At 52.8% G+C, this 17,949-nt stretch carries 21 protein-coding genes; 12 read left to right on the forward strand and 9 right to left on the reverse strand.

All coding sequences use genetic code 11. The annotated features are described in order from the left end of the window. Positions 1–77 precede the first annotated feature (77 nt). The 6 genes from pmbA to JWZ98_RS20245 are packed head-to-tail and all read right to left on the reverse strand — an operon-like array spanning position 78 to position 5,913. The gene (gene pmbA / locus JWZ98_RS20220) at positions 78–1,409 is read right to left on the reverse strand and encodes a metalloprotease PmbA (protein WP_205451523.1); all 1,332 of its coding nucleotides are present in this window, start codon (positions 1,407–1,409) and stop codon (positions 78–80) included. Between the two features lie 51 nt (positions 1,410–1,460). Then, complete coding sequence (tldD, locus tag JWZ98_RS20225) at positions 1,461–2,900, reverse strand: metalloprotease TldD (protein WP_101053255.1); 1,440 nt, start codon at positions 2,898–2,900, stop codon at positions 1,461–1,463. Between the two features lie 43 nt (positions 2,901–2,943). Next, positions 2,944–3,408 (reverse strand): hypothetical protein, encoded by a 465-nt coding sequence (locus JWZ98_RS20230; RefSeq protein WP_033159385.1) that lies wholly within the window; start codon positions 3,406–3,408, stop codon positions 2,944–2,946. Between the two features lie 2 nt (positions 3,409–3,410). Next, positions 3,411–4,277 carry a 23S rRNA (adenine(2030)-N(6))-methyltransferase RlmJ gene (gene rlmJ, locus JWZ98_RS20235; protein ID WP_205451524.1) on the reverse strand — a complete coding sequence of 289 codons (867 nt, stop codon included), beginning with the start codon at positions 4,275–4,277 and terminating at the stop codon, positions 3,411–3,413. A gap of 41 nt (positions 4,278–4,318) precedes the next feature. After that, positions 4,319–4,669, reverse strand: a complete 351-nt coding sequence (locus JWZ98_RS20240) for a DMT family protein (protein WP_033159387.1) — start codon at positions 4,667–4,669, stop codon at positions 4,319–4,321. After that, entirely contained in the window at positions 4,666–5,913 is a 1,248-nt protein-coding gene (locus JWZ98_RS20245; protein WP_205451525.1) for a multifunctional CCA addition/repair protein, read from the reverse strand. The genes JWZ98_RS20240 and JWZ98_RS20245 overlap by 4 nt, the downstream gene beginning before the upstream one ends. Positions 5,914–6,006: 93 nt before the next feature. Between JWZ98_RS20245 and JWZ98_RS20250 the strand changes: the two genes are divergently transcribed. The 7 genes from JWZ98_RS20250 (at position 6,007) to pqqE (ending at position 10,757) form a co-directional block, all read left to right on the forward strand. Then, entirely contained in the window at positions 6,007–6,795 is a 789-nt protein-coding gene (locus JWZ98_RS20250) for a sulfite exporter TauE/SafE family protein (RefSeq protein ID WP_205451526.1), read from the forward strand. 154 nt (positions 6,796–6,949) lie between these two features. Continuing rightward, positions 6,950–7,024, forward strand: coding sequence for a pyrroloquinoline quinone precursor peptide PqqA (gene pqqA / locus JWZ98_RS20255; RefSeq protein ID WP_054760176.1), 75 nt, complete (start codon positions 6,950–6,952; stop codon positions 7,022–7,024). A 109-nt stretch (positions 7,025–7,133) separates the two neighbouring features. Next, positions 7,134–8,045 (forward strand): pyrroloquinoline quinone biosynthesis protein PqqB, encoded by a 912-nt coding sequence (pqqB, locus tag JWZ98_RS20260; protein WP_205451527.1) that lies wholly within the window; start codon positions 7,134–7,136, stop codon positions 8,043–8,045. A 12-nt stretch (positions 8,046–8,057) separates the two neighbouring features. Beyond that, positions 8,058–8,786 carry a pyrroloquinoline-quinone synthase PqqC gene (gene pqqC, locus JWZ98_RS20265; RefSeq protein WP_205451528.1) on the forward strand — a complete coding sequence of 243 codons (729 nt, stop codon included), beginning with the start codon at positions 8,058–8,060 and terminating at the stop codon, positions 8,784–8,786. Then, complete coding sequence (locus JWZ98_RS20270) at positions 8,786–9,349, forward strand: Uma2 family endonuclease (RefSeq protein ID WP_205451529.1); 564 nt, start codon at positions 8,786–8,788, stop codon at positions 9,347–9,349. Before pqqC ends, JWZ98_RS20270 begins: the two co-directional genes overlap by 1 nt. A 33-nt stretch (positions 9,350–9,382) precedes the next feature. Beyond that, positions 9,383–9,655, forward strand: coding sequence for a pyrroloquinoline quinone biosynthesis peptide chaperone PqqD (pqqD, locus tag JWZ98_RS20275; protein ID WP_205451530.1), 273 nt, complete (start codon positions 9,383–9,385; stop codon positions 9,653–9,655). Further along, the gene (gene pqqE / locus JWZ98_RS20280; protein ID WP_205451531.1) at positions 9,633–10,757 is read left to right on the forward strand and encodes a pyrroloquinoline quinone biosynthesis protein PqqE; all 1,125 of its coding nucleotides are present in this window, start codon (positions 9,633–9,635) and stop codon (positions 10,755–10,757) included. The genes pqqD and pqqE overlap by 23 nt, the downstream gene beginning before the upstream one ends. 45 nt (positions 10,758–10,802) lie before the next feature. Here pqqE and msbA read toward each other — a convergent pair whose 3' ends face one another. Next, positions 10,803–12,566 carry a lipid A export permease/ATP-binding protein MsbA gene (gene msbA, locus JWZ98_RS20285; RefSeq protein WP_205454507.1) on the reverse strand — a complete coding sequence of 588 codons (1,764 nt, stop codon included), beginning with the start codon at positions 12,564–12,566 and terminating at the stop codon, positions 10,803–10,805. Positions 12,567–12,623: 57 nt separating this feature from the next. On the opposite strand from msbA, the gene JWZ98_RS20290 reads away from it, so the two are divergent. The 5 genes from JWZ98_RS20290 (at position 12,624) to JWZ98_RS20310 (ending at position 17,338) form a co-directional block, all read left to right on the forward strand. Further along, complete coding sequence (locus JWZ98_RS20290; RefSeq protein WP_205451532.1) at positions 12,624–13,736, forward strand: glycosyltransferase family 9 protein; 1,113 nt, start codon at positions 12,624–12,626, stop codon at positions 13,734–13,736. Positions 13,737–13,805: 69 nt separating this feature from the next. Then, positions 13,806–14,534 (forward strand): glycosyltransferase family 25 protein, encoded by a 729-nt coding sequence (locus JWZ98_RS20295; RefSeq protein WP_205451533.1) that lies wholly within the window; start codon positions 13,806–13,808, stop codon positions 14,532–14,534. 11 nt (positions 14,535–14,545) lie between these two features. Continuing rightward, positions 14,546–15,766 carry an O-antigen ligase family protein gene (locus tag JWZ98_RS20300; RefSeq protein WP_205451534.1) on the forward strand — a complete coding sequence of 407 codons (1,221 nt, stop codon included), beginning with the start codon at positions 14,546–14,548 and terminating at the stop codon, positions 15,764–15,766. Beyond that, positions 15,759–16,508 carry a glycosyltransferase family 2 protein gene (locus JWZ98_RS20305; RefSeq protein ID WP_205451535.1) on the forward strand — a complete coding sequence of 250 codons (750 nt, stop codon included), beginning with the start codon at positions 15,759–15,761 and terminating at the stop codon, positions 16,506–16,508. Before JWZ98_RS20300 ends, JWZ98_RS20305 begins: the two co-directional genes overlap by 8 nt. Beyond that, entirely contained in the window at positions 16,505–17,338 is an 834-nt protein-coding gene (locus JWZ98_RS20310; RefSeq protein WP_205451536.1) for a glycosyltransferase family 2 protein, read from the forward strand. The genes JWZ98_RS20305 and JWZ98_RS20310 overlap by 4 nt, the downstream gene beginning before the upstream one ends. Here the strand turns inward: JWZ98_RS20310 and JWZ98_RS20315 are convergent. After that, on the reverse strand, positions 17,335–17,757 hold the full coding sequence (locus tag JWZ98_RS20315) for a DUF2802 domain-containing protein (protein WP_033159398.1): 423 nt from the start codon (positions 17,755–17,757) through the stop codon (positions 17,335–17,337). The genes JWZ98_RS20310 and JWZ98_RS20315 overlap by 4 nt on opposite strands. Then, entirely contained in the window at positions 17,757–17,921 is a 165-nt protein-coding gene (locus tag JWZ98_RS20320; protein ID WP_165786323.1) for a hypothetical protein, read from the reverse strand. The genes JWZ98_RS20315 and JWZ98_RS20320 overlap by 1 nt, the downstream gene beginning before the upstream one ends. Between the last annotated feature and the right edge of the window lie 28 nt (positions 17,922–17,949).

The following is a 17,949-nucleotide window of genomic DNA, read 5'->3' on the forward strand; positions in this document are numbered from 1 at the left end:
GGCCGGGTTAATAATGCCGAAGTGGTCTGAGACGCTTAGACTTATATTATCGGCTGAACAGACAACCCACCGGGCATTTACTCGCCCGCAATCGCCATCTGTTCCAGCAAAATCGAGCCAACCCGGATATTACCGCGCAAATCCACATCGTTGCCGATGGCGACGATGTTGCGCAGCATGGACTTTAAATTGCCAGCAATCGTGATTTCCTGCACGGGATATTGAATGACACCGTTTTCCACCCAAAAGCCGGAAGCGCCGCGCGAATAATCGCCGGTCACGCGATTAACGCCCTGCCCCATCAATTCGGTGACCAGCAAACCGGTGTCCAGCAATTTCAGCATGCCGGCAAAATCGTTGCTGCCGGGTTCGACGGTCAGATTGTGCACGCCGCCGGCATTGCCGGTGGTTTGCATGCCCAACTTGCGGGCCGAGTAGGTGCTGAGCACGTACGATCTTAAAATACCGTCGCTGACAATATCCCTGGCCTTAGTCGCGACACCTTCCGAGTCGTAACTGGCGCTGCCCAGCGCACCGCGCACGAAGGGTTGCTCATGAATGCGCACGAAATCCGGCAAAATTTGCGTATCCAGCGTATCCAGCAAAAACGAAGATTTGCGATATAAACTGCCGCCGCTGATCGCACCGATCAGCGCCCCGATCAAACCGGACGCCATTTCCGATGCAAACAATACCGGACATTGCCGCGTACTTAGGCTACGGGCGTTCAAGCGAGCTATGGTGCGTTGCGCGGTTTTTTCGCCGACTTGTCTAGCCGATTCCAGAGCTGCCGCATCACGCGCCACGCTGTACCAATAATCGCGCTGCATCGCGTCGCCGCTGCCGGCCAGCACCGAACAACTCAACGAATGTCGGCTGGATTGGTAACCTTGCAAAAAGCCCAGCGAATTGCCGAATACCCGGGTGCCTTGATGCGTATTGACCGACGCGCCTTCGGAATTGCTAATCGCTTTGTCGTAGCCGCGCGCGATGTTTTCACATTCGATGGCGATATTGATGGCTTGCTCGGCGTTAATATCCCAGGGGTGGTTCAGATCCAGATCCGGAAACTCGGTTGCCAATAACTCGGCATCCGGCAAGCCGGAATAGGCATCGTCGCTGGCGTAACGGGCGATACTACAGGCTGCCTTGACGGTTTCTTTTAGCGAATCACTGGAAATATCGTTGGTGCTGGCCGAGCCCTTTTTCTGGCCGAAATAAACGGTAACCCCGATGCCTTGATCGCAGTGATACTCGACGGTTTCCACTTCCCCTAGCCGCGCCGACACCGACAGCCCGTTGTCTACGCTGAACGCCGCTTCGGCACCACTGGCTCCTTGTTGTTTGGCTTCGTCCAATAACTGTTGAACGACATTTTTTAAGCGATTAATTTCTTCCTGATTTTGCACGGTAAGTCTCTTAGAATTCGATTGCAGGTGTGGGCCGAGCGGCCCGGGGCATTAAACGCTGGTACCGCCGACGGTTAGACCATCGATTTTCAAGGTGGGCTGACCGACGCCGACCGGTACGCTTTGCCCGTCTTTGCCGCAAGTGCCGACGCCGCTATCCAGGGCCATGTCGTTGCCGACCATCGATACTTTGGTCAGAACGTCCGGACCATTACCAATTAGCGTGGCACCTTTCACTGGGCGGGTAATTTTGCCGTCTTCGATCAAGTAGGCTTCGCTGGTGGAAAATACAAATTTGCCGGAGGTAATATCCACTTGGCCGCCGCCAAAGTTACGGGCGTACAAGCCTTTCTTAACGGAACGGATAATTTCTTCCGGATCGCTCTGCCCCGGCAGCATATAGGTATTGGTCATGCGCGGCATCGGCAAGTGCGCATACGATTCCCGGCGGCCGTTGCCGGTGGGTTTGACGCCCATCAAGCGCGCATTGAGCTTGTCTTGCATATAGCCTTTTAAAATACCTTTTTCGATGAGCACGGTGTTTTCGGTGGGCGTGCCTTCGTCGTCGATATTCAAGGAGCCGCGCCGGCCAACCAGCGTACCGTCGTCGACTACGGTGCATAAATCAGAAGCCACCCGCTCGCCGACTCTACCACTAAACGCCGAAGTGCCTTTGCGGTTGAAATCGCCTTCCAAACCGTGACCGATCGCTTCGTGCAACAAAATCCCCGGCCAGCCCGGCCCCAACACCACGGTCATATTGCCGGCCGGTGCTTCCTGGGCCTGCAAATTAACCTGGGCCAAACGCACCGCTTCGCGGCCGTATTCGAAAGCCCGATCATTTTCCAGAAAAAAGCTGTAATCGCTGCGCCCGCCGCCGCCCATGCTGCCCTGCTCGCGGCGACCGTTTTCGACCATAATCACCGTCACGTTCATCCGCACCAAGGGCCGCACATCGGCCGCCAACGAGCCATCCTGATTGGCAATCAACACGCTGTCATAAGCCGCAATCAAGCTGACCATCACTTCTTCGATCCGGCTGTCCAACTTGCGGGTTTCGCTATCGACACGTTTTAGTAAGTCGATTTTTGCCTGATCGTCCAGAGACTTTAAGGGATTGACCGGTTGGTATAACTGCGGCCAACTCTTGGCGACTTCGATCTGGCGCCGCGCCTGCTGACCGTGTCTGACAATGGCTTTGACGTTATTGGCGGCCTCCAGCAGAATCGGCAATTCGATGCGGTCGCTGTAAGCAAAGCCGGTCTTATCGCCGCTCACCACGCGCACCCCGGCGCCGTGTTCTATGGAATGACTACCTTCCTTGATGATGCCGCCCTCCATGGACCAGGACTCGAAATGACTGGACTGAAAATAAATATCGGCCGCGTCGACCGGCGCACTGAGCAGCGCCGCCATCACTCGGTCTACGTCCTGGGTTTGCAGGCCGTTGCCGGCCAGAATGGATTGGGTAACTTGTTCTAGTAATGGCATAAGAAAATTAAAAATAAAACGGTTTCGTCAACGGTGCACGCCATCACATCACGAAAAATGACGCGATATAAGCAACAGCCACGGCAGTAAAAGCGATAGTCACCTTGTCCCTTATCGTCAGCGACAGCCAATACAACTCTAATTCGGTCTTCCGCCGTACCCAGGTATTCAAAAGCATTTGCTTAAAAGAGGCCCAAAGCCGGGGAACTAATTTCGAAAGTCGATAAAAACCGAACCAGGCAATGGTGACCAAAATATAAAACGTCACCACCTGGCTGCCGTGGCGGTCAGACTCGAATAGATACTCGATGATTTCACCGACATCCAAAACGTGGAACACCAATTCGACGGCTTCTTCAATACCCAATTCGACATACTCGAAGGCCACATGAAATCCTTCGAACACCAGATGCATCAATTCACCCAGCAGCTCCAGCGTCACATCGTACATGACGATAGCGAGTACCACAAAACCGACGATGATCAAGTCGAGATTCTTTCTAATCATGGCTAATTCCTTACTGCGCTCGCCACTGTCGCTTCGGGCACCTGCCACTCTACCCGCCAATGCCCCCGGCCATCCGCCAACGCTGGATTCAAGTAAGGCAACAAGGCTTCGGCTTGACTATCCAGTTGCCACGGCGGATTGATGAATAACATGCCGGAACCGGTCATGCCACGCCCCGGTCCGTCATCGGCTATACAATGCTCGATGCGCAGCTGGCGAGGAATGCCGCTTTGCTCAAGTTGCCGCATGAAGTTTTCAGTGGCCGTGCGGTCGATGACCGGATACCACAGCGCATAAACACCGGTAGCGAAGTGTTTATATGCGGTCGTCAGCGCTGCGATGATTTTTTTGTATTCGTCGCGCATTTCGTAACTGGGATCGATCAGAATCAAGCCGCGCTTTTGGATGGGCGGCAACTTCTTGCTCAAGGTCTGCAAGCCGTCTTCCTTGGAGACGCTGACCTGCTTGTCGCCGGCGAACAATTGTTGAAGGGCTTCGACATCGCTACTGTGCAATTCCGACAATACCAAGCGGTCTTGTTGCCTGACCAAACGCTTGACCAATTGCGGCGAGCCGGGATAGCGCACCAGTTGCCGTCCGGTGTTTTCCGCACGTACTGCGGATAGATAATCTTTTAATTCCGGCGGCGCGTCCTGGCTATCCCAAAGTTTGGCGATGCCTTGCTGGTATTCGCCGGTTTTTTGGGCAAACTCGGATTTAAAAGAATATTTACCGGCTCCGGCGTGGGTATCGATGTAAACAAACGGTTTGTCTTTCTGTTTCAAGGCGTTGATCGCCAGCGTCAGCAGACTGTGCTTTAAAACATCGGCAAAATTGCCGGCGTGGAAGCCGTGGCGGTAACTAAGCATGCTGTTCACCCATTATTATTGTTATTCCATTCCGTTCAATTTCAGCTTAATTTGGCTCTGAACATAAAAAACACCGCACCCAGCAAACATAGCCCGGCCCAGAGATAATCCAGTTTCAACGGTTCTTTCATGTAATACACCGAGAACGGTACAAAGACGCTCAGCGCTATCACTTCCTGCATAATTTTCAGTTGGGCAACACTGCACTGCGTGTATCCGATACGATTGGCGGGCACTTGTAACAGATATTCGAATAGGGCGATGCCCCAACTGACGAATGCGGCCAGCAACCAAGGTTTGTTATTCAATTCCTTTAGATGTGCGTACCAGGCAAAGGTCATAAAGACGTTGCTGCAAATCAATAAGCCGGCGGAGACCAGGATGGCATTCATGCTGATTCAATTGTTAGTTGCTGATAGCGTTGTTTGTAATCGTTGACGGCTTGGGCCCGCAATTTGCGGATAGCGATACCAATCTGCTCGCCTTGCAAGCCTTTCAGCAAAGCCACCGAGGTATCGACAGCGGTGGCCGCCAATGCCGCCGAGCGAATGTAGTCGGCTTGCGGGTAGGGCCGGTCTTCGAATCCGGTCCGGCCGCGCGCGTCGGCTTCGCACGCCTGGAGAAATTCAGCCAAATGGCTATCGGGCTTGAATGCGCCCAGGGTTTGCAACATATCGGTCAAGGTATCCGCCCGCAATTCCAAAGCCCGGTGGCAATGGGTGTGGTATTGCATGACCTGCGCACAGAGCGATTTAAAATGATTCGGCACCCGCAATCTTTGGCACAGTTTGGCAAGCACCGGCAAACCTTTTTGCTCATGCCCATGATGGCTGGGCCAATGCTGGCTGGGGGTCAAGGCCTTACCTAGATCATGTAACAAGGCCGCTAGGCGTACCTCTGGCTTTTCGGAAAGCCGCGCCGCCTGCTCCAGCACCATCAAGGCATGCACGCCGGTATCGATTTCCGGATGATATTTCTCCGGTTGCGGTACGCCGAATAAAGCGTCGAGCTCGGGAAAAACCACTCGCAATGCGCCACAGTCTTTCAGCACCTGGAAAAACGCCACCGGCGTCCGTTCCAATAAGGCTTTGTGCAATTCGGCCCACACCCGCTCGGCAACCAGAAAATCCGCTTCGCCGGCCACCACCATCTTGCGCATCAATTCCAGCGTTTCCTCGGCGACAGTAAAGCCCAAATGGGCATAACGGGCAGCGAAACGGGCCACACGCAAGATCCGCACCGGGTCTTCACTAAAAGCGGGTGACACATGCCGCAAGATGCGGTTTTCCAAATCGCGCCGTCCATGAAACGGATCAATCAATTCGCCGTCATCCGTCATTGCCATTGCATTGACGGTTAAATCCCGCCGCAATAAATCCTCTTCCAGCGTCACATCCGGTGAGGCATGCACCGCAAATCCCTTGTAACCCGGGGCCGTTTTACGCTCGGTACGCGCCAAGGCATATTCTTCGTGATCGATAGGATGCAAAAATACCGGAAAGTCTTTGCCCACCGGCCGAAAACCGGCGGCCAGCATACTGTCCGCAGTCTCACCTACCACCAGCCAGTCACGCTCCTTAACCGGAAAATCCAGCAAACGGTCGCGAACTGCGCCGCCGACCAGATACGTTTTCATGCCTTAGCCACTCGCCTACTTAATGGATCAAAAGACACAGTATAAATGAGTCGCTATCATAGTGCTTTGCTTATTCCCCAGCCATTAATCATCATGACGGAAATTTTTTTAGCCAGCCTTTTGCTGGGCATTCTAGCCGGCGTCGCCGCCGGTTTGTTCGGTATAGGCGGCGGCGCATTGATTGTGCCGGTACTGGTGTGGGTGTTCCAAACTCAGCGCTTTGATCCGGAACAAGTTATGTTAATTGCCGTTGCCACATCTTTAGCAACCGCAATATTTACTTCGCTGGCCTCTGTGCGTACTCACCACAAACTTGGGAACATCGACTGGCATCGGGCAAAACATTTAGCGCCGAGCATGCTGCTGGGTGCCGTTGGCGGTGCCGTATTGGCCGAATATATCAGCGCCGACTCACTACGTTGGTTTTTTGTTGCTTATCTAATTTATACCAGCGCGCAAATGGCAATACCCAAACCCAACAAAGCGTCATCACACCCAGCCAAATTCTCCCTGGATTACCCGATGGGTCTGTTGATCGGCGTACTATCAGCCATTTTAGGCATCGGCGGCGGCACCATGACCGTACCTTACCTGGCGAGCAACGGCCTGCCGATGAAAAACGCGGTCGCCACCTCCAGCACCTGCGCAATCCCTATTGCCCTGGCGGCTGCGACCAGTTACGCGGTATTGGGTTGGCAAGATAGTCATTTACCTGTTGGCAGTTTCGGCTATCTGTACCTGCCCGCCTTCGCCGGCATAGTCTTAACCAGCATATTTACCGCACCGTTAGGCGCCAAATTGGCGCACAGTTTGCCTGCGCAAAAATTGAAGCGTTACTTTGCGATTGTGCTGTTGGCACTTGCGCTGAAAATGGCCTGGTAAGGCCGGGAACTTAAGCGCAGAGACATCGCTCCAAGTGCTGTTAGTTCCGGTTTGATTGCTCTGTTGCGCAAAGAAAAACTTCATCGTATACTTCGGCGCAGCTTTCTCGATCAAGCTATCGCACACAACAACAAAACCTCTGGAGGGTATATAAATGAAATGGGAAACACCAGCTTACAATGACATGCGTTTCGGTTTTGAAGTTACCATGTACATCTACAACCGTTAATCCTTAGGGATGACGATAAAAAAGGGGCATTTTCCTGCCCCTTTTTTTTGCCTGGCGTTTTTTAATCCCGTATCATGCGGCGCTCATTCATCATTCCCCTTAGGCAAACATGAAGATTAGAGTTCTCGGCGCCGGCGCCGGCGGCGGCTTTCCGCAATGGAACTGCAACTGCGACAATTGCCGACGCCTGCGTAACGGCCAATTCAACGGCAAAGCCCGCACCCAATCGTCGATAGCGATCAGTACCGACAACCGCAACTGGCTGCTGTTTAACACCTCGCCGGACATTCGCGCCCAATTGGAGGCGTTTCCCGCCATTCAGCCTAAAGAAGGCATCCGCGATACCGGTATCAAGGCCGTGCTCTTGATCGACAGCCAGATCGACCATACCACCGGCATGTTGATGCTGCGCGAAGGCAAACCGTTGAACGTCTATTGCACCGAGATGGTCAAGCAGGATTTGACCACGGGCTTTCCGCTGTTCACGATGCTGAAAGATTACTGTACGGTCAACCATCATCCGATTGCCTGCGACGAAACACCGTTCGAGATTCCGGGTATAGACGACATTCGGATTTATGCCCATGCTTTGAAAAGCAAGGCACCGCCTTATTCGCCGCACCGCCACGACCCGCACGATGGCGACAACATCGGCGTGATCGTCGAGCAAATTTCCACCGGCAAAAAACTGTATTACTCACCGGGCTTGGGCGAAATCGAACCGCATGTATTTAACGCCATGCAAACGGTCGACTGCCTGATGGTGGACGGCACGTTCTGGACCGATGACGAAATGGTCACCCGTGGCATCAGCCACAAACATGCCCGCGAGATAGGCCACTTGCCACAATCAGGCCCTGGCGGCATGATTGAAGTGTTGAATGGTGTACCCAAGGCCCGGAAAATTTTGATTCATATCAACAACACCAACCCGATTCTCGACGAAGATTCGCCGGAGCGTAAAACCTTGGATGCCAACGGCATCGAAGTGGCTTACGACGGACTGGAAATTGACTTATAACCAAGGTGTGACATGACTACTGATAATCAACCCTGGAGCCGCGACGAATTCGAAGCCAAATTGCGCGGCATGGAAAAGTTCTACCACATTCATCATCCGATGCACACGTTGATGAATGAAGGCAAACTGACCAAGCAACAATTGCAAGGTTGGGTCGCCAATCGCTTTTACTACCAGGTGATGATTCCGATCAAGGACGCCAATATCATGGCCAACTGCCCGGACCGGGAAACCCGCGCTAAATGGGTACAACGCATCCTCGACCATGACGGCCACCCTGGCGACCCAGGTGGCATCGAAGCCTGGATACGTTTAGGCATCGCAGTTGGCCTGAGCCGCGAAGAAATCACTTCGCTGGAACATGTGCTGCCCGGCGTACGTTTTGCCGTGGACGCTTACGTTAATTTCGCCCGCCGCGCCGAGTGGCATGAAGCCGCCAGTTCCTCGCTAACGGAACTATTCGCCCCCAAAATTCATCAACAGCGCTTGGACAACTGGCCCGACGTCTATCCCTGGGTCGAACAAGAGGGTTACACTTACTTCCGCAAACGCCTGACCGAAGCCCGCCGCGACGTGGAACACGGCCTGGAACTGACGCTGGACTGGTATAAAACCCGCGAGCAGCAAGAACGCATGGTGCAAATTCTGAAATTTAAACTGGATGTGTTGTGGAGCATGGCCGATGCGATGTATCTGGCTTATGTCGCCGACATGCCGCCGTATTTTAATATCGAGCAATAATGCAAACAGCCGAACAACTTCATTTTAGTGCTGCAGACTTTTTGGCTTGGGAAGAAACCCAGACCGAGAAGCACGAGTTCGTCGCGGGTGAAGTGTTTGCGATGACGGGTGCTAGGCGCGAACATGTCGTTGTCAGCCTAAATATCGCCTCAGCCTTAAAACAACGCTTGCGAGGATCGCCCTGTCAGGCCTATATGGCCGACCTCAAATTACACGTCGAGGCCGCCGATGCTTTTTTCTATCCCGACGTGGTGGTGTCTTGTCATCAGGAGGACAACACAGCCCAACAATTTATTTCACATCCGACTTTGATCGTCGAGGTGCTATCGGATTCGACAGCGGACTACGACAGAGGCGGCAAATTCGTCGCTTACCGCAAGCTGGAGTCGCTTCAGGAATACCTGATCGTCGACATCGACGCCCGCCGAGTTGAATGCTTCCGCCGCACTCCGGACAACGATTGGCTGTTGCACGACTACATAGGCGACGTGGATTGCCAACTGCATAGTTTAAGCCTCAGCCTGCCGCTGGCGGAAATTTTTGAAGACATCGAAACGGCTTAACTTTCCAGTCGTTTGTTTACACACCGGAATTCTATGACCATCACCCCCGATCAACTTATCCAGTTCTCGCCGCTGCATCGGCTGCAATGGGAAGAAACCCAGCAAAAGTACGTGATTCTTTATCCCGAGGGCATGGTCGAGTTGAACCAAAGCTCGGCGGAAATACTCAAGCTGTGCGACGGTAGCCGGATGCTGGAACAAATCGTCGCCGAATTGGAAGAAAAATTCGCCACGTCCGGCCTGACCAATGACATCACTAACTTTTTGAACGTAGCATTACAAAATGGCTGGATCAAGCAAGCTTAATATCACCCCGCCCCGCTGGCTGTTGGCCGAGCTGAGCTACAAATGTCCGCTGCAATGCCCATATTGCTCCAATCCGCTGGATTACGTTAAATATCCGGACGAATTAAGTACCGAGGATTGGAAACGCGTATTGAGCCAAGCCCGCAAAATGGGTGCGGTGCAGTTGGGGTTTTCCGGCGGTGAACCACTAACCCGGCAGGATTTGACTGAATTGGTCGGCTATGCGCGCGAGTTGGGTTATTACTCCAACCTCATCACCTCCGGCTACGGCTTGAGCGAAGAAAAAATCGTCGAATTGAAGCAAGCCGGTTTAGATCACATCCAAATCAGCATCCAGGCCAGCACCCAGGAACTGAACGATCATATCGCCGGCACCGCCACTTACCAACACAAACAGGACGTGGCAAAACTGATTAAAAAACACGGCTATCCGATGGTGCTATGCGTGGTAATCCACCGCGAAAACATTCACCAAATGCCGCAAATTCTGGAGATGGCCGAAAACCTCGGCGCCGATTATCTGGAGTTAGCCAATACCCAATATTACGGCTGGGCGCATTTGAATCGCGACGCCTTGCTGCCCACCCGCGAGCAGTTTCAGGAAGCGGAAAAAATTGCCCAAGCTTACAAGGAAAAAGTCGCCGGCAAGATGAAGATTTACTATGTGGTGCCGGATTATTACGAAGACCGACCAAAGGCTTGCATGAACGGTTGGGGCACGACGTTTTTGACCATCGCCCCGGACGGTACCGCGTTGCCCTGCCATTCGGCTCGCGAATTGCCCGGCCTGGATTGCCCGAACGTCAAGGATTTCAGCATCGAAGAAATCTGGAATGAGTCGAAAACCTTCAACTTCTTCCGCGGCACCGAGTGGATGCAGGAGCCTTGCCGCAGCTGCGACGAGAAGCTTAAAGACTTCGGCGGTTGCCGCTGTCAGGCCTTCTTGTTCAACGGCGACATGTACAGCACCGATCCCGTGTGCAGCAAGTCCCCGGAACGGCACAGAATCGACGCCGCGATTGATTCGGCGCGCGAACTCGCCTTGTCCGACCGGGAAAAGCCGCTGATATTCCGCAACAGCAAAAACTCCAAACAATTTTAAACACCTATCCCAGCCGGCGAATCATCTGAGCCGCCGGCTGACTCTTCACTCCTGCGCGACAGCAGTCTCCGGCTGCTCTGTTTGACCGCCATCCTGAAACTGCATCTTATGCAATTTGGCATACGCCCCATCGCGAGCCAACAGTTCGCGATGCGAACCTTGTTCGACAATCCGGCCTTTGTCCATTACCAAGATCACATCCGCACTCTCGATGGTGGACAAGCGATGCGCCACCACCAAGGTCGTGCGGCCTTGCATCACCCGATTCAATGCCGCCTGAATGTAGCGCTCCGATTCGGTATCCAGCGCCGAAGTGGCTTCATCCAGAATCAAAATGGGCGCATCCTTCAATAGGGCCCGAGCCAGGGCCAAGCGCTGGCGCTGGCCACCGGACAGCTTGACACCATTCTCACCAATCTCGGTCTCCAATCCTTGCGGCATTTTGCTGATAAAGTCCATCGCATAGGCATCGACCGCGGCCTGCTCTATCTGCTCTCTGGCCGCACCTTGTAACGCACCATAGGCAATATTATTCGCAACGGAAGCGTTGAACAAGGTGACGTTTTGGGTAACCAAGGCGATCTGCCGGCGCAAACTATCCAAGCGGTAGCGTTTTAACGGCACGCCATCGATCAAAATCTCGCCCTGCTCGTAGTCGTAAAAACGCGGCAACAGGTTAATCATCGTGCTTTTGCCGCCACCCGAAGCCCCGACCAAGGCTACAGTCTGGCCGGGTTCGATCGTCACATTGATGTTATTCAAGGCCGGGGTTTCACTGCCGGGATAGCTAAAACTGAGATTTTTGAATTCGATGCGGCCCTGGCTGCGCTCAACCTGATAGTCGCCACCATCGATTTCCGCCGGCTCGTCCAATACTTCGAATAAAGATTCCGCCGCCGCGATACCGCGCAGGATCTCGGAATTGGCATCGCTCAATTGCCGAATCGGTTTGGGCAACAAGAATGCCGCGGTAAAAAAGCCGACGAATTCCCCCGGGCTGGACGATTTCATCATGATCAAGGCCAGATACATCATGCCGGCCAAGGCAAAAGAAATGACCAGTTGCATCAACGGATTATTCAGCGATACGGTCATGATCAGCTTGCGATGTTGGCCGCGATTTTCCAGACTGGCTTTCTTAAAGCGTTGCCGCTCGTAATCTTCCCCGCCGAAACTTTTTACGATACGGTTTCCGGAGACCATTTCCGAGGTGATATGCGTCAAATCGCCCACGGTATCTTGCATGTTGCGGCTTAAGCGTTTTAAACGTTTGCCGACATAACGCACCATGATCGCTACCACCGGGGCTATCGCCAAAAACACCAAGGAGAGCTGCCAGTTGGTATAAGCCAGATAACCCAGCAAGCCAACCGCAGTAAAACCTTCGCGCACGAAAGAACGAATCGAATCGGACGTCGCCCGCGTGACTTCGCCGATGTTATTGGTAATCCGCGAAATCATGTAGCCGCTGTTATGCGCATCGAAATATTGCACCGACAAGCGGGTGTACTGATTAAAAATTTCGCAACGCAGCTTGTGAATCAAATTGCCGGAAATTCGCGCCAGGTAATAATTACCCAAAAACGAGCCTATGCCTCGTACCAGAAACAACACCACGAAGGCCAGCGGCAGATATTGAATATCTCCCCGATCCGGCGCCCCAAAGCTGTCGATGATGCGCTGAATAATCATCACCACCGCCGGCTCGGTTGCGGCATAGATCGCAAAACCGATGGCAGTTACCAAAAATAAACGCCAATACGGCAACACAAACGCCAATAAACGCTTGTACACCTGCCCGTCCGTCATGGTTTTGCGCGAATTTTGTAACGTGTTCAATACTGTTTACCTTTAAAATGTACAGCCATGTTGATCAGCCAGCGTTCCATGCCCAACCAAAAACCGCTCAATATACAACCTAAACGCATTTTGGTGGTAACCCTGCGATATCTGGGCGATACGCTGCTGGTTACCCCACTCATCTCGTCGCTGAAGCAAGCCTATCCAAACGCCGACATTGACGTTCTACTACCGGCCAGCAACGCCGGTATGCTGGAAGGCAATCCCGACATCCGGCGCTTATTAACCGTAGCGGGCAAGCCTGGCGGCTTGGCATTCGGCAAATTGTTATTCAGCCTATTTCGGCGTTACGATTTAGCCATTTCCACGCAAGCCGGCGACCGGCCAACTTTGTGCGCAGCGATAGCCGGCAAAACCAGCATCGGCTTTGTGCCTGGCGATGCTACTAAGGCTTGGTTGAAAAAAGCGCTACTCAAGCGCTGGCTGGTATTTAGCAGCGATTACGGTCACGCCGTCTTGGAAAACTTGCGCTTCTGCAAGTTACTGGGAATAGCGCCTTGCTATCGCCTGACTCCGCCGCAAAGCTCGACGCCGATACCCAGCATAACTGATCCCTACGTCGTTCTACATATTATGCCGCAATGGCGCTATAAACAGTGGCACGCCGAGGGCTGGTGCGAGCTCATCGCCTTTTTAGACCGGCAAGGTTTTAAAGTCGTATTGACCGGCAGCGGCAGCCCTACCGAGTTGGCAGCCTTGCGAGAAATACAGCAACAACTGCCAACAGATGTCATCAATCTTGCCGGTCAGCTTTCGCTGGCGCAATTGTCCGCTTTGATTGGCAAAGCCGCATTATTCGTCGGCCCCGACACCGGCATCACCCACTTGGCGGCGGCCACCGGCACACTGACTTTTGCCTTATTCGGACCCACCGATCCGGAAAAATGGGCACCCTGGCCGTGCGGATACGGCGAAGATAAAACGCCATTCGCGTCTCGTGGTTCAAGCCAAGTAAATAACGTGTATCTGCTGCAAGGCCAAACCGAACAAAACTGCCTACCCTGCCAACTGGAAGGTTGCGACCGGCACCGTGAGAGCTACAGCGCCTGCCTTGATCAGTTATCCAGTGGCCGGGTGATCGACGTGATCGCGCAAACATTGCAAGCCAAACGGCCATAACGATGATGTTATTTTCCACAAAACCGTCGATAATCGCCGCTTTTTTCAGCAGCCTAACTACAATTTCGCATGATGCAATCGCCTAGCCTTGACCGCATTTTGGTTTTGAATGTCAAAGCGTTCAGTCAACGCCGTATGTTCATGGAACAACAACTACGCGATTTCGGACTATCGGCGGAATTTATTTTCGACTGGGATATAGGCGATTTGACAGACAGCGTGGTGGCCGAGTATTTCCGTGACGACCGTCATCTGACTACGGCTCAGCAATCCTGCGCATTAAAGCATGTGGCAGCCTTACAGAGAATTGCGGACGGTAATGGCCAAGGTTTCTGTTTGGTACTGGAAGACGATGCCGTGTTCAGCAAGGATATTCAGCTCGGTTTGCAACGCGCACTCAGTCAGAGCGGGCAATTTCCCGGCAACAAAGTCATCTACGTCGGCTCCGGCGGTAATTTTTTTACGCCCAAGAGTCAGCGCAAACCGGATCAATACCTGTATCTCGGGCATCGCGGTCGCTTTGCCGATTCCTATCTTATTGATTCCAGCACCGCCCGTCAGAGACTAGACTGGATTAAAACGCACAAAATCGCCGAGCCGATTGACAATCAGTTCGAAAAAATCGACAAACAGCTCGGCATTCAAATGATTTGGCTGGAAGATCCTGTCATCGAACAAGGCAGTAAAAACGGCCTGTTCAAAAGTGCTTTGGAAGCCGATCCGCCCACCTGGCTGAAAGGACTGTTTTTCCGCTGGGAAAAACTCAAGCGTAAATACATTTATCAGTTATGGCGCTAAGGCTACAAAATATGCTTGCATCCCCCCTGACATCCGAGACATCGCTCAACATCTGTCGCTGCCTCACTATTGCCGCTGCTATCGCCGCCCCCGTTTCCACGGCGGTTGCCAGCATAGCCAGCGTGGCGTTACTGGTATTCTGGCTAATCTCCGGCCAGGCATTGCAAACACTTAAATTGTCTTGGCAACAGCCGATCGGAAAAATGATCGCGCTTTTCTTTGCCTGGTTAATCATCGGCACGCTTTACGCCGAAACAGACTGGCACAGCAAATTGGAAACCTTATCCAGCTGGAAAAAACTACTTTACGTGTTTCTGCTACTCGGTGTTTTTCAGCAATCGCAGTGGCAAAAACGTTTTGTCTACAGCTATTTTGTCGCCATGGTGGTGGCTGGCATGATTGCGATGCCGCTTTGGGCGTTGGATCTTATCGTTAGAGACGGCCGGGAAGCCGGTATTTTCATGACCAATCACGCCACCCAGAGCACTGCTTTTGTGGCGGCCCTGCTATGCGCTATCTTCCTGGTGCAGGAACCGCTAACCCCTCGTTGGAAATATGCCGTGTGGGCGGGAATTGCCATATTTTTATTCAATATTTTCTTCATCAGTACGGGTAGGAGTGGCTATTTGGCTGTCCCCATCGCCGCGGTTTTTGCATTGGGCTCGATATATGGCTACAGCAAACTACCACAAATTATTGGGATAGCCGCCATCGTGCTGGTGGCCTTTGGCCTGAGCTCCAACACCTTGCAAGACCGATTCAGACTGGCCTGGGACGAACAAGCAAGCTATCAAAGCAGCCAGGATTTAACATCGGTAGGCATTCGGGTGGTCTTTTACAAAAACACCCTGGAACTCATCGAGAAAGCGCCTTGGTTTGGCTATGGCACCTCATCGTTCAAGCCGACCTACAGTAATTATGCCTTGGCCAAAAGCCAGGGATGGCAAGGCACCAGCACCAGCGACCCGCATAATCAATACCTGTTTATTTGGCTGGAAAACGGCTTGGTCGGCTTGCTGCTGTTCTTTGCTTACATTGTCGTCGCATTGCGCCAAGGCATGAATAACAAGCCATACGGGCCGATTGCCGCCAGTTTTTTGGTGGCGATTTGTGCTTCAAGCCTGTTCAACTCGCATTTCAAAACTTTTGCTGAAGGCTATTTGCTGGCGTTTTTTCTCGCCGCCTTACTCAGTCATCCTGCGGATTCCGCCCTTCGTCAGGCCAATGCTTAGCGTTATCGTCATCACCAAAAACGAGGCGCAACATATCGGCCGCTGCCTGGCATCGGTTGCTTGGGCCGATGAAATCATTATTCTCGACTCGGGTAGTAGCGATGAGACTGTCGCGATTTGCCGACAATTTACCGATAAAGTCTTCATCACCGACTGGCCCGGATTTGGACCGCAAAAGCAAAGAGCACTGGATAAAGCCCTCGGCGACTGGGTGTTGTCTATCGATGCCGACGAGGAAATCGGGCCGGCGTTAAAAGCCGAAATCCAGCAAGCCATGCAGCAAAACGAGGTGCAAGGCTTCGAAATCCCCCGCTTATCCAGCTACTGCGGCAAGCCAATCAAGCATGGCGGCTGGTGGCCGGATTACGTGCTTAGGCTGTTTCGCCGCGATGTCGGACGCTTCAGCAGCGAAGTCGTGCATGAGCGTATTGAGGTTAAAGGGGCTATCCGTCGGCTTAATAACCCGCTTTGGCATGAAGCCTTCGTAGACCCGGCAGAGGTGTTACATAAGATCAACGCTTATTCCTCGCTGGGCGCCGAAAAAATGTTTAAAAGTGGTAAGCGCGCCAGCTTGGGCAAAGCTATCGGCAAGGGCCTGTGGACCTTCATCCGCACTTACTTCGTCCAGGCAGCCATTCTGGATGGCGCGGAAGGCTTAATGTTGGCCATATCCAACGCCGAGGGCAGTTATTACAAATACCTGAAACTACGCGAGCTTTGCAGTAAAACAGCCAGCAAATGAACAGCTTGATTTCTGTCATCGTCACCACCTATAACTGGCCGGACGCGCTCTCCGCCTGTTTACTCGCACTGATGGCTCAACAAGATCGCCGGTTTGAAATCATCATCGCCGATGACGGTTCCGGTACGGCAACGCAGGAATTGATCAAAGGCTTTATCGAAACCAGCGAAATTCCATTGCGGCACGTTTGGCATGAAGATAAGGGATTTCGGGCCGGCACCATTCGTAATAAAGCGGTTGCCGCCAGTCGCGGCGATTATCTGCTGTTTATGGACGGCGATTGCGTTGCGCTACCGGATTTTATTAGCCATCATCGGCAATTGGCCGAAACCGGTTATTTCGTTCCGGGCAACCGGCTGTTATTGAACGAAGCTTACACATCACTGGTATTAGGGCAAAAAATACCCCTGCATAAACAGTCACTTGGCTTTTTTTTATGGCAACGACTGCAAGGCCGCATCAACCGTTTGTTGCCGTTACTGTATTTACCTCTGCACAGCTGGCGTTATCGGCAACCGCAGAATTGGCAAAAAGCCATGACTTGCAATCTGGCGGTCTGGAAAGACGATTTTCTGGCAACAAATGGTTTTGATGAAGTCTTCGAAGGCTGGGGATATGAAGATTCGGACTTGGTGATCCGCCTGATTCATCAAGGCGTCAAACGGAAAGAGGGCCGCTTTGCGGTACCGGTATTACATCTTTGGCACCGGCATAACGATAGAAGTCAACACGATGAAAATTACCGGCGTTTGTTACAGAGGGTAGCGGATATATCGATAACTCGTGCGGAACGGGGCGTGGACCAGTATCTGGAAACGACCAGCGCCTAACCCAAACCGGAACGTTTGCCGCCGCCATGCAAACGCATTAATAAAACCGCTTCATCACGGGTCAAGCCGCAATCCCGGACCAGCGCCTCAATGCCAACCCCGCTGCGGATTTTTTGGATGACATCTTCATAGCCGCCTGCGGGGATAGGTTCAGCGGGCGCCACGTCAGCAACGGTTTGCCGTTGCGTGTTGACTTGATCGACAATGCTATTCAATCGCGAGTCGTTCGCCGCCAGCCGCCGGTCAACAGCCACAGCGGCAGAGCAAAGGCCGGCCACATCCTCGTTGCTACGCTGCACCCGCTCTTCAAGACGCTGAAATTGTTGTTTTAGTGTTTGCTGCTGGCGCAACAGCCGAACTAACACCGCTAGCATAAATACGACTACCCCCGCCAAAACCAGCACTAAATATTCGCTCATCACACTATTTCGTCAACATGCTCGGCAGGCTGTTTATCGTCTTTGTTTGGGTCGGGTTTGGTCTGCGGTTGTTTTTGCGGCTGGCGCTTTTCACGCTCTTCGCGCTCGACCTTGTATACGGTATGTATTGGAGAAAAAGGCGTGATCGGTGTTATCTCGGCCATCTGGCACCTCGCATGCCTAGTTAGGCAA

The organism is Methylomonas sp. EFPC1 (assembly GCF_016925515.1).
GTDB classification, from domain to species: Bacteria; Pseudomonadota; Gammaproteobacteria; order Methylococcales; family Methylomonadaceae; genus Methylomonas; species Methylomonas defluvii.

What these genes read in the sequence shown, in the direction of transcription:
- tldD (WP_101053255.1), bottom strand. Translation starts at nt 2,900, where the DNA reads ATGCCATTACTAGAACAAGTTACCCAATCCATTCTGGCCGGCAACGGC.
- JWZ98_RS20230 (WP_033159385.1), bottom strand. Translation starts at nt 3,408, where the DNA reads ATGATTAGAAAGAATCTCGACTTGATCATCGTCGGTTTTGTGGTACTC.
- rlmJ (WP_205451524.1), bottom strand. Translation starts at nt 4,277, where the DNA reads ATGCTTAGTTACCGCCACGGCTTCCACGCCGGCAATTTTGCCGATGTT.
- JWZ98_RS20240 (WP_033159387.1), bottom strand. Translation starts at nt 4,669, where the DNA reads ATGAATGCCATCCTGGTCTCCGCCGGCTTATTGATTTGCAGCAACGTC.
- JWZ98_RS20245 (WP_205451525.1), bottom strand. Translation starts at nt 5,913, where the DNA reads ATGAAAACGTATCTGGTCGGCGGCGCAGTTCGCGACCGTTTGCTGGAT.
- JWZ98_RS20250 (WP_205451526.1), top strand. Translation starts at nt 6,007, where the DNA reads ATGACGGAAATTTTTTTAGCCAGCCTTTTGCTGGGCATTCTAGCCGGC.
- pqqB (WP_205451527.1), top strand. Translation starts at nt 7,134, where the DNA reads ATGAAGATTAGAGTTCTCGGCGCCGGCGCCGGCGGCGGCTTTCCGCAA.
- pqqC (WP_205451528.1), top strand. Translation starts at nt 8,058, where the DNA reads ATGACTACTGATAATCAACCCTGGAGCCGCGACGAATTCGAAGCCAAA.
- JWZ98_RS20270 (WP_205451529.1), top strand. Translation starts at nt 8,786, where the DNA reads ATGCAAACAGCCGAACAACTTCATTTTAGTGCTGCAGACTTTTTGGCT.
- pqqD (WP_205451530.1), top strand. Translation starts at nt 9,383, where the DNA reads ATGACCATCACCCCCGATCAACTTATCCAGTTCTCGCCGCTGCATCGG.
- pqqE (WP_205451531.1), top strand. Translation starts at nt 9,633, where the DNA reads ATGGCTGGATCAAGCAAGCTTAATATCACCCCGCCCCGCTGGCTGTTG.
- msbA (WP_205454507.1), bottom strand. Translation starts at nt 12,566, where the DNA reads ATGACGGACGGGCAGGTGTACAAGCGTTTATTGGCGTTTGTGTTGCCG.
- JWZ98_RS20290 (WP_205451532.1), top strand. Translation starts at nt 12,624, where the DNA reads ATGTTGATCAGCCAGCGTTCCATGCCCAACCAAAAACCGCTCAATATA.
- JWZ98_RS20295 (WP_205451533.1), top strand. Translation starts at nt 13,806, where the DNA reads ATGATGCAATCGCCTAGCCTTGACCGCATTTTGGTTTTGAATGTCAAA.
- JWZ98_RS20300 (WP_205451534.1), top strand. Translation starts at nt 14,546, where the DNA reads ATGCTTGCATCCCCCCTGACATCCGAGACATCGCTCAACATCTGTCGC.
- JWZ98_RS20305 (WP_205451535.1), top strand. Translation starts at nt 15,759, where the DNA reads ATGCTTAGCGTTATCGTCATCACCAAAAACGAGGCGCAACATATCGGC.
- JWZ98_RS20310 (WP_205451536.1), top strand. Translation starts at nt 16,505, where the DNA reads ATGAACAGCTTGATTTCTGTCATCGTCACCACCTATAACTGGCCGGAC.
- JWZ98_RS20315 (WP_033159398.1), bottom strand. Translation starts at nt 17,757, where the DNA reads ATGAGCGAATATTTAGTGCTGGTTTTGGCGGGGGTAGTCGTATTTATG.
- JWZ98_RS20320 (WP_165786323.1), bottom strand. Translation starts at nt 17,921, where the DNA reads ATGGCCGAGATAACACCGATCACGCCTTTTTCTCCAATACATACCGTA.